We start from the raw sequence: 10,126 nt of genomic DNA, 5'->3' as shown, positions 1-10,126 counted from the left end.
ACATAAGGCTTCGGCATAGGTCTTTTGCTGAGAAAGTAGTACACGACGTATGAAATCCCATCAGCATAAATCCTGAATACTGTGGCTATATTTCAGTCTATAGGGTTGAATGACGCTACAAGAATCTAAGGAATCCCACGGTTTTAACCGTGGGCGTATGTCAATAAAATGAAAAATTATATTATTATGATACTAGGGTCAAAAGCTCAAATCTATCTGACAAAAACCTTGAAAGGGGGACTCCATGGACTTTTTGGAAGCACAAAATTATCTGGAAAAGGTGCGAAGTCAAAAGGGAATCGTTCTGGGACTTGACACAATGCGCCATCTGATGGCTAAACTTAATAATCCGCAGGATAAAGTCAAATTTATTCAGGTTGCAGGAACAAACGGCAAGGGATCAACAGCTGCCTATCTCACTTCAATCTTATTAGAGGCAGGAATTAAAGTAGGAAGATATACATCTCCAGCTGTATTTTCAAGCACAGAGCAGTATTTCGCATGTGGAAGCTGTATAAGTGAAAGCGAATATGCCAAAGGCGTGACAGCAGTGGCAGAGGCTGCAGCGAGTCTTGACGGCGAAACACCTACTGCTTTTGAACAGGAAACAGCATTGGCGTTTTGGTATTTTGCCAAAAAAGGCTGCGAGCTGGCAATTTTAGAGGCAGGTCTTGGCGGTGACATGGATGCTACAAATATTGTGACAACAACCGTATGCAGTATCATAACATCAATTAGCATGGATCATTGCCGTATCCTTGGAAATAAGATCAGCGAGATTGCAGCACATAAGGCTGGTATTATAAAGCCGGGTGCACCTGTTATTTGCATCGAGCAGAAGGAAGATGCGATGGAGCCAATTCGTGCAGCAGCAAAAGCAGCAGACACGCCGCTTTACGAGGTACACCGCGATGAGGTGCGTCAGATATTTTCTGATAAGCGAGAGAGCATTGTATTTTTTCGAGAATTTGAAAATCTGCATTTAAAGATGCTTGGAAGTTGTCAGCCTGAAAATGCTGCACTTGCCGTACAGGCAGCAAGCGTACTTAGCAGCAGCTATCCAATTGAAAAAAAGCACATTTATGATGGAATTGAAAAAACACGCTGGGGCGGACGCTTTGAGCTTCATAGCGGTTCACCTGATATAATATTAGATGGTGCGCATAATCCAGATGGCATAAGACGCCTTCGTGAGTCTGTAAATCAAATGTTTGGTGCAGTGCCGATTTGCTATGTCTGTGGTGTTCTGGCAGATAAAGATTACGAAAAAGAAATTGAAATTTTATTTGGCCGCGCATCAAACGTGTTTACTGTGACACCGCCATCACCAAGGGCAATGAAAAGCACAGATTTAAAAGCTGCAATTAAAAAGCGTTTTTCACAGTTAAAGGTCACTTCATTTGACAGTGAGGATGGTATTGAAAAAGCAATGGAAGCGGCTGTATCACAGAACAATCCAGTGGTTGTGTGCGGAACCCTTACAATTCTTGCAAGGGTAAAAGAGTGGATGAAACGCAACGACAGAATGTAAGCAAATAAAATAGAGACGAGGAATTATGGATAAAGAAAAGATTGAACAGGCTGTGCGCTTGTTTTTAGAAGGAATCGGTGAAGATCCAAACAGAGAGGGACTGTTAGGAACTCCCGACCGCGTTGCACGTATGTGCAGTGAAATATATGGCGGACTGGGGCAGGATGCAGGACAATATTTGCATACAACATTTGAAGCAAAGAATAACGAGCTGATATTAGAAAAAGACATTGATCTTTATTCAGTGTGTGAACATCATTTGCTACCATTTTATGGAAAAGCACATATAGCATATATACCAGATGGCAGAGTTGCAGGACTTTCCAAGCTGGCAAGAACAATAGAAGTATTTGCAAAGCGCCCACAGATTCAGGAGCAGCTGACAGCTCAGACGGCTGATGCACTTATGGAACATTTAAAGCCAAAGGGTGTTATGGTTGTAATAGAAGCAGAGCATATGTGCATGACAATGCGCGGCGTAAGAAAGCCAGGTACCAAGACGTTAACATATGTGTGCAGAGGCGTCTTTGAAAATAATGACGAGCTGATCAATCGTGTTTTGATGATGGTTCGCTAAGTTGGAGGAAAAAATGAGAATAGGAAACAGAGACTTTCAGACAAGCGGTCATACCTACGTAATGGGAATTTTAAATGTTACACCAGACTCATTTTCAGATGGTGGACGCTGGAATCATATGGACGATGCACTTTTTCATGCACAGCGCATGATTGAAGAAGGTGCAGATATCTTAGATATTGGCGGCGAATCGACAAGACCTGGTGGTTATACACGAATTTCAGACGAAGAGGAAATTTCTCGTGTGGCACCCGTTATCGAGGCATTAAAGAAACGTTTTGACACTCCGCTTTCCGTGGACACCTACAAATCTGGTGTTGCAAGTGCAGCGATTGCGGCAGGAGCTGATCTGATCAATGATATCTGGGGATTAAAGGCAGATAAAAAAATGGCAGAAGTGATTGCAAAGGCAAAGCTGCCGTCATGTCTTATGCATAATCGAGAGACAATGGATTATAACAACTTTTTAGAGGATGTTGTATCAGATTTGCAGGAGACATTAAATATTGCAAAAAAAGCAGGAATTTCAAAGGATACCATTATACTCGATCCTGGTGTTGGTTTTGCAAAAAATTATGAGCAGAATTTAGCCATCACAAATCATCTTGAAGTATTAGATACACTTGGCTGCCCGGTGCTTCTTGGAACAAGCCGTAAATCAATGATTGGACTGACACTTGATTTGCCATCAGACCAGAGAGAAGAAGGCACTATGGTAACGACCGTCTGGGCAGTACAGAAAGGCTGCATGTTTGTACGTGTCCACAATGTACAGGCAAATGTGAGAGCAATTAAGATGGCAGAAGCTCTGCTTAAAAATTAATATGATTATTACAATAAAAGGATAGATAAAATAGAATGGATAAAATAGAAATCAAGGGGCTTGAAGTATTTGCCCATCATGGTGTATATGAAGAGGAGCAGCGTCTAGGACAAAAATTTGTTGTGTCAGCTGTTTTATCTCTTGATACAACAGCAGCTGCACAGACAGATGATCTTGATAAGACAGTAAATTATGGAGCAATCTCAAGACAGATCACGCAGATTTTGCAGCGTGAAAACCATAAGCTCTTAGAGCGTGCAGCAGCAGTTACAGCTGAAGAAATTTTGCTGACAAATCCGCTCATTAACGGCATCACAATCAAAATTGAAAAGCCGTGGGCGCCTGTTGGTCTGCCGCTTGAAACTGTGGCAGTCGAGACAACAAGAAAGTGGCATACTGCATATATTGCGCTTGGCTCAAATCTTGGAGAAAAGAAAAACTATCTTGATGTTGCCATTGAAGAATTAAAAGCAGTAAAAGGCATTGAGATAGAAAGTGTTTCCGACTGGATTGAGACAGAGCCGTATGGCTATCTTGATCAGCCAAATTTTTTAAATGGCTGTGCATGTCTTCGTACCTGGCTGGAGCCATTTGCACTTTTAGATGTGCTTCAGAGTATTGAAGCAAAGGCAGGACGTGAGCGCAAGATTCATTGGGGACCGAGGACACTTGATTTAGATTTGCTTTTCTACGATGATCAGATCCTTGGAACAAAGAGACTGATTGTACCGCATCCAGAAATTGAAAAGAGAAGTTTTGTGTTAGTGCCGATGGCACAGATTGCACCATGGCTTCGTCATCCGGTAAGTAAAAGCACGATCAAACAGCTGCTTGAAGAATTGAACGCAGAGCAGTAAATAAGAAACAGTTCACTGTGAGAAGCATAGTTGCTTGCAAAATAGCATTAACAAAAATACAGGTTATAAGTGAGGAATAAAAAATATATGTTAGATTTATCAGAATCAAGAGCACAGATTGACGTGATAGATAAAGAAATCACACGCCTGTTTCAGAAACGAATTGATGTCTGCAGGGATGTAGCCGCATACAAGATACAGAATAATAAAAAGGTGCTTGATAAAACAAGAGAAAACCAGAAGCTAGAAGCTTTGTCAAAGCTTGCAGAGGATGGTTTTAAAGAACATGGCATCTGCGATTTGTTTACACAGGTCATGGCAATTTGCCGCAAGCGTCAGTATCAGATCATGAAGGAAGAGGGCGTTGCTCAGCCGGTTCCATTTGACTGTGTGGATGAGATTGACAAAATAAATGCAACTGTCGTATTTCAGGGAGTAGAAGGAGCATACAGTCATGCTGCTTCCATGGCATATTTTGGAGACTTGGCAACATATTTTCATGTGCCAAACTTCGAGGAGGTCATGAAGGCAGTTGCAAATAAAGAAGCTGATTTTGGCGTGCTGCCTCTTGAAAATTCCAGTGCCGGACAGGTTGGTGATGTGTATGATCTTTTGACACGCTACGATAATACTATTGTAGGCGAGTATTATCTTCCTGTACGTCATTGTCTGCTAGGATTAAAGGGTGCAGACATAGATAAGATTCAGACAGTTTACTCTCATCCGCAGGGACTTATGCAGTGTGGAAAATTTTTAAATGAGCACTCATCCTGGCAGCAGATCAGTCAGGCAAATACGGCAATGGCTGCACAGAAGGTCATTAAGGAAAATAATCCAAAGACAGCTGCAATAGCAAGCGAAACAGCGGCAAAGCTGTATGGATTAGAGATTCTTGAGGAAGGAATCAATGACAACAAGACTAATACAACAAGATTTATTATTGTAAGCAGAAAAAAATGCTACCGCAGGGATGCATCAAAGATTTCTATCATGTTTGAGATTCCTCATGAGAGCGGAAGTTTGTACACGATTTTGTCTCATATGATTTATAATGATTTGAATATGACAAAAATCGAATCAAGACCAATTCCAGAGCAGCCATTTGAGTATCGCTTCTTTGTTGATTTCGAAGGAAATCTTGCCGATGCAGCTGTAGAAAATGCGATTCTTGGCATCAAAGAGGAGGCTGCACGCTTGAAAATCTTGGGAAACTACTAAAAACATAGAAAAGTTTCAAAAGTAACGAATTAATTATTATAGAAAGCATCAGGGGATTTGACATGAACAGATTATTATTATACAGAAACTTTGAACACGAAGATCTGGTTTACCAGATGAGAACATTGGCAAAAAAGGCACAGATTGATGCGCTTACCGAGGATGATTTAGAATGCTATGAAAACTGCATCCATCAGATGATCGAGATGGCAGCAGCCTATGGACTGCAGGAAAATCTGTGGCACAGTGTACTTGCCTGTATATTGGCAAATGCAGAAAATGCGTTTTCTAAGGCATGTGAGAAAAAGGGTCTTCCGCAGGGAACATTATCAAAGCTTGTTCTTCCAGATATTTCATTTTGGAAAGAAATGTTTGCAGTAAGCCTTGAAGATTTAGACCGTGCATTTGGATGCAGCTTGGCAGCTCTTTTGGAGAATTATGTAAACTCTAATACAAATGGTCATGTATTTAACAAGCGTATTCGCGACAGCATCACAGAGCTTGGAAAAAATCTTGGTGCATGTGACAGTGAGGAAGATTTTTTACATACGCTGACAGATTTTTATCGCGATTATGGTGTTGGAAAGCTTGGTCTTCATAAGGCATTCCGCATAGGCCAGGATAATGATGGAGAGCCAATCATCGAGCCAATCACATGTACTGAGCATGTGCATTTAGATGATCTTGTAGGTTACGAGCGTCAGAAGAAAAAGTTAGTTGATAATACACTTAGTTTTGTTAATGGACAGGCCGCAAACAATTGCCTTTTGTTTGGTGATGCCGGAACAGGAAAATCCTCTAGCATAAAGGCAATCATGAACGAGTTTTATTCTAAGGGACTTCGTCTGATCGAGGTGTATAAGCATCAGTTCAAAGATTTGCCAAAAATTATTTCTCAGATTAAAAGCCGCAATTATAAATTCATCATTTATATGGATGATTTGTCATTTGAGGAGTTTGAGATCGAGTACAAATATTTAAAGGCTGTTATCGAGGGCGGTCTTGAGACAAAACCAGATAATGTGCTGATTTATGCTACAAGTAATCGCCGTCATTTAATTAAGGAAAGCTTCGATGATGTAAAGGATTATAAGCCAGAGCTTCATTCTTCAGATACAGTGCAGGAAAAGCTGTCTTTGGTGGCACGTTTTGGCGTAACTATCTATTATGGTGCACCAGAAAAGCAGGAGTATGATGATATCGTGATCAATCTTGCAAAAAAGAATGGCATCGAAATGGACACAGACGAGCTTTTGTTAGAGGCAGGCAGATGGGAATTAAATCATGGAGGCAGAAGCGGAAGGTGTGCACAGCAGTTTATTATTTATCTGCTTGGACAAAAGGCATTAAAAAAACAGTAAAGCAATAGAAAGGACGTGAAATTATGGCAGCAGTGCGTATGGCAGTAATGGAGATCGGGGCACAGGACGTGATTATGAAAGTGTACGAGATTGCTCCTAGAAAGGGAATGCAGGTGATTGACAGCCTGCGCCGAATGGTTCCGGTAGGAAAAGATACATATTCAGAGGGGCGAATCAGTGCACAGGTCTTAGAACAGATCTGTAATGCATTTACTCATTTTAAGCAGACGCTGGCTGAGTATGGAATAACAGAGTATTATGCACTTGCAAACAGTGCCGTGCGTGAGGCAAAAAACTGTGCAATGGTCGTGGACCAGATCGAGGTGCGCACAGGAATCCGCGTGCGAGTGCTTAGTAATTCCGAGCAGCGTTATGTAAGAATTAAGGGTGTAATTGCAAGAGAAAATGATTTCAAGCTTCCGGAAAAAGGAACAGCTATGGTTGATATTGGTGCAGGAAGCTTACAGATTTCTATTTACGAGAAAAAAGCTCTTGCAACTACACAGAATATTCGTCTTGGAATGGCAAAGATTGGTGAGATGTTCTCTGCATTTTCATGGGAATATCCTGTTGTAGAGCTTGTGTTAAAGGAAATGATCGACAATGATGTACAGACATTTGAGAAAATGTTCTTAAAGGATCACACGATCCGCAGTCTGATTCTTGTCGGTGATACGCTTATTTCTCAGATCAGAAAGGTGCTTGAGCATACTGGAGATCCAGGCATAACCGCAGAGGATATCAGAAACTTGTACTCACAGATTCGCGGAAAATCAACAAGTGAGATTAGTCAGATGCTTGACATGCCATTTGAGTATGCAGCGATGGTGCTTCCTGTTATGATTTTAGCGCAGACACTTCTTGATGCAAGTCAGGCAGAGAGAATATGGATTCCGCAGTCTGATCTTTGTGACGGTTATGCAATTGATTACATGGAAAAGCATAAGCTTGGACGCATCACATACAATTTCGAAGAAGACATAATTGCATCTGCAAAGACAATCTGCAAGCGCTACAAAGGAAATCAGGCTCATGCAGAATATCTTGAGCAGATGGCAGGCAAGTTTTTTGATCTGCTGCAAAAATATCATGGTCTTGGGGAGCGTGAGCGTCTGCTTCTTCGTCTGGCTGCCATTTTACATGACTGTGGAAAATTTATAAGTATGAGTGCACCGGGCGAGTGTGCATATCAAATTATTATGTCTACAGAAATTCTCGGAATTTCTCATATGGAGCGTGAGATGGTTGCAAGCATTGTCCGCTACAACACAATGGAGCTTCCAAATTTCAGGGAATTTGATGGGAAGCTTGGCAATGACGAATATTTGATTGTTATGAAATTAGCAGCTATCTTAAGAGTATGCAATGCGCTTGACCGAAGCCACCGCCAGAAATTTGCCGATATGAAGCTGACTATTAAGGACTCAAATATCGTGATCACGACAGCTTATCCGGACAACATTACGCTCGAGAAAAAGACATTAAAGGATAAGCAGGATTTCTTTGAGGAAGTATACGGACTTGGGTTTGAAATTAAGCAGAAGAAAAAGAAACAGTGAGAAAATAGAGAAAAATAGAAAGGCAGGTTGGCAAGATGGATTTTGAAAATAGTCAATATTATACAAACAGAGAATTAAGCTGGATTCAGTTCAACTATCGTGTGCTGGAAGAGGCAAGGGATAAGAGTAATCCGTTGTTTGAGCGCCTCAAATTCTTAAGCATCACCTCATCAAATCTGGATGAATTTTTTATGGTGCGTGTTGCATCATTAAAGGATATGGTAAATGCCGGCTACAAAAAGCCGGACATTGCAGGTATGACACCAAAGGAGCAGCTTTCAGCTATCAGCGAAGCACTTCATGAATTTACTCAGACACAATATTCAACATATAACAGAAGTCTTTTGCCGTTGTTGGCAAAGGAGCATATCACCGTGTTAACTTCATTTGAGCAGATGAACGATGAGGAAGCATCATTTGCAGACAATTTCTTTATGGAAAAGGTGTACCCTGTTTTAACACCGATGGCTGTAGATGCATCAAGACCATTTCCATTAATCAGAAATAAGTCATTAAATATTGCTGCACTTATTAAGACAAAGAATCAAAGCGAAGAGGAAATGGAACCAGAGCTTGAGTTTGCGACAGTTCAGGTGCCGTCCGTGATGGGACGAATTGTACAGCTGCCATGTACAGAGGGTGTTAAGCTGATTCTTCTTGAAGAAATCATCCGCAGAAATATCAGCAAGCTGTTTTTAAATTATGATGTCATAAGTACTGCTGCATACCGTATTGAAAGAAACGCAGATCTTAGCATCGACGAGGAGGAAGCAGAGGATCTTCTTCAGGAGATTGAAAAGCAGTTAAAGCAGCGCCAGTGGGGCGAGGCAATCAAGCTTGAGGTCAGTGAGGAGATTGACAAATATCTGCTCAAATATCTTAAAAAAGAGCTGGCAATATCAGACGAGGAAATTTATAAGATCCAAGGACCGCTCGATCTTACATTTTTAATGAAGCTCTATGGAATGGAAGGCTTTGATGCATTCAAGCAGCCAAAGTATAAGCCACAGAGATGCCCGCAGATTGACCCAGAGCTGTCCATCTTTGACAACATTAAAAAAGGTGATATTTTCCTGCATCATCCATACATCACATTCGACCCTGTTGTAAACTTTATTAAAGAAGCAGCAGTTGATCCAAAGGTGTTGGCGATCAAACAGACATTGTACCGTGTCAGCGGCAATTCACCAATCGTTGCAGCACTTGCAAAGGCAGCAGAAAATGGCAAGCAGGTAACAGTTCTTGTCGAGCTGAAGGCACGTTTTGATGAGGAACACAATATTGTATGGGCAAAGATGCTTGAGAAAGCAGGCTGCCATGTAATTTATGGTCTTCGCGGCTTAAAGACGCATAGCAAGATTACACTTATCGTTCGTGATGAGGAAGATGGAATCTGTCGCTATGTACATTTAGGAACTGGAAATTATAATGATGCGACTGCAAAGCTTTACACTGACTGTGGTATCATGACATGCAACCGCATGATTGGTGAGGATGCTACTGCTGTATTTAACATGCTGTCTGGTTATTCAGAGCCGGAGTCTTGGAACCAGCTTGCTGTAGCACCGCTGTGGCTAAGAGGAAAGTTTTTGTCATGGATTAAAAGAGAAACTGAGTTTGCAAAGAGCGGCCGTCCGGCATATATCATTGCTAAGATGAACTCCCTTTGTGATAAAGGCATCATTGCAGCACTTTATGAGGCTTCAGCAGCCGGTGTTAAGATTGATCTGATCATTCGTGGTATCTGCTGCGTAAAGACAGGTATACCAGAAGTCAGCGAAAACATTCGCGTGCGCTCTATAGTAGGAACCTTCCTTGAGCACAGCCGTATTTTCTGTTTTGGAAATGGCGGAAATGAAGAAATTTATATGGGAAGTGCAGATTGGATGCCAAGAAATCTTGACAGAAGAGTAGAGATTACATTCCCGGTGCTTGATCCATCTGTGCGCGCAAAGGTACGTCACATTTTAGAGGTTGAGCTTGAGGATACTGTACGTGCAAGAATCATGAAGATGGACGAAAGCGGTCAGTATGAGCGCATCGACAAAAGAGGAAAGGAAATTGTTGATTCTCAGGATGTTTTCTGTAAAGAAGCAGAAGCAGAGGCTGTAAGAGAGGATGAAAATGAAGGGCTGCAAAAGCAGCGCGTATTTGAGCCGCTTACGGCAGAGGATGCGCAAGATTAATAAAAATTTGCTGC

Annotated in this window: 8 protein-coding genes; all 8 read left to right on the top strand. The window is 41.5% G+C overall.

Annotated features, from left to right (window positions below; translation table 11 throughout):
- The first annotated feature begins 244 nt into the window (after window positions 1-244).
- The 8 genes from LKD48_RS10155 to LKD48_RS10120 all read left to right on the top strand — a co-directional run bounded on the left by LKD48_RS10155 (window position 245) and on the right by LKD48_RS10120 (window position 10,112).
- On the top strand, window positions 245-1,531 hold the full coding sequence (locus LKD48_RS10155; RefSeq protein WP_308731952.1) for a bifunctional folylpolyglutamate synthase/dihydrofolate synthase: 1,287 nt from the start codon (window positions 245-247) through the stop codon (window positions 1,529-1,531).
- A gap of 22 nt (window positions 1,532-1,553) precedes the next feature.
- Complete coding sequence (folE, locus tag LKD48_RS10150) at window positions 1,554-2,108, top strand: GTP cyclohydrolase I FolE (protein ID WP_066562812.1); 555 nt, start codon at window positions 1,554-1,556, stop codon at window positions 2,106-2,108.
- Window positions 2,109-2,121: 13 nt separating this feature from the next.
- Complete coding sequence (gene folP, locus LKD48_RS10145) at window positions 2,122-2,931, top strand: dihydropteroate synthase (protein WP_227101595.1); 810 nt, start codon at window positions 2,122-2,124, stop codon at window positions 2,929-2,931.
- 35 nt (window positions 2,932-2,966) lie between these two features.
- Window positions 2,967-3,788, top strand: coding sequence for a 2-amino-4-hydroxy-6-hydroxymethyldihydropteridine diphosphokinase (folK, locus tag LKD48_RS10140; RefSeq protein WP_118614015.1), 822 nt, complete (start codon window positions 2,967-2,969; stop codon window positions 3,786-3,788).
- 87 nt (window positions 3,789-3,875) lie between these two features.
- A complete protein-coding gene (pheA, locus tag LKD48_RS10135; protein WP_066562807.1) occupies window positions 3,876-5,006 on the top strand; it encodes a prephenate dehydratase in 1,131 nt (376 codons plus the stop codon).
- A 62-nt stretch (window positions 5,007-5,068) separates the two neighbouring features.
- Window positions 5,069-6,367, top strand: a complete 1,299-nt coding sequence (locus LKD48_RS10130; RefSeq protein ID WP_262538952.1) for an ATP-binding protein — start codon at window positions 5,069-5,071, stop codon at window positions 6,365-6,367.
- A gap of 23 nt (window positions 6,368-6,390) precedes the next feature.
- The gene (locus LKD48_RS10125) at window positions 6,391-7,926 is read left to right on the top strand and encodes a Ppx/GppA phosphatase family protein (protein WP_308731951.1); all 1,536 of its coding nucleotides are present in this window, start codon (window positions 6,391-6,393) and stop codon (window positions 7,924-7,926) included.
- 35 nt (window positions 7,927-7,961) lie between these two features.
- Window positions 7,962-10,112 (top strand): RNA degradosome polyphosphate kinase, encoded by a 2,151-nt coding sequence (locus LKD48_RS10120; RefSeq protein ID WP_308731950.1) that lies wholly within the window; start codon window positions 7,962-7,964, stop codon window positions 10,110-10,112.
- The last annotated feature ends 14 nt before the right edge of the window (window positions 10,113-10,126 follow it).

The organism is Anthropogastromicrobium aceti, from assembly GCF_020687335.1.
Lineage (GTDB): Bacteria > Bacillota > Clostridia > Lachnospirales > Lachnospiraceae > Anthropogastromicrobium > Anthropogastromicrobium aceti.
This window is presented reverse-complemented; position numbering and strand designations above follow the sequence as displayed.

What these genes read in the sequence shown, in the direction of transcription:
- pheA (WP_066562807.1), top strand. Translation starts at nt 3,876, where the DNA reads ATGTTAGATTTATCAGAATCAAGAGCACAGATTGACGTGATAGATAAA.
- folK (WP_118614015.1), top strand. Translation starts at nt 2,967, where the DNA reads ATGGATAAAATAGAAATCAAGGGGCTTGAAGTATTTGCCCATCATGGT.
- LKD48_RS10120 (WP_308731950.1), top strand. Translation starts at nt 7,962, where the DNA reads ATGGATTTTGAAAATAGTCAATATTATACAAACAGAGAATTAAGCTGG.
- folP (WP_227101595.1), top strand. Translation starts at nt 2,122, where the DNA reads ATGAGAATAGGAAACAGAGACTTTCAGACAAGCGGTCATACCTACGTA.
- LKD48_RS10130 (WP_262538952.1), top strand. Translation starts at nt 5,069, where the DNA reads ATGAACAGATTATTATTATACAGAAACTTTGAACACGAAGATCTGGTT.
- LKD48_RS10125 (WP_308731951.1), top strand. Translation starts at nt 6,391, where the DNA reads ATGGCAGCAGTGCGTATGGCAGTAATGGAGATCGGGGCACAGGACGTG.
- LKD48_RS10155 (WP_308731952.1), top strand. Translation starts at nt 245, where the DNA reads ATGGACTTTTTGGAAGCACAAAATTATCTGGAAAAGGTGCGAAGTCAA.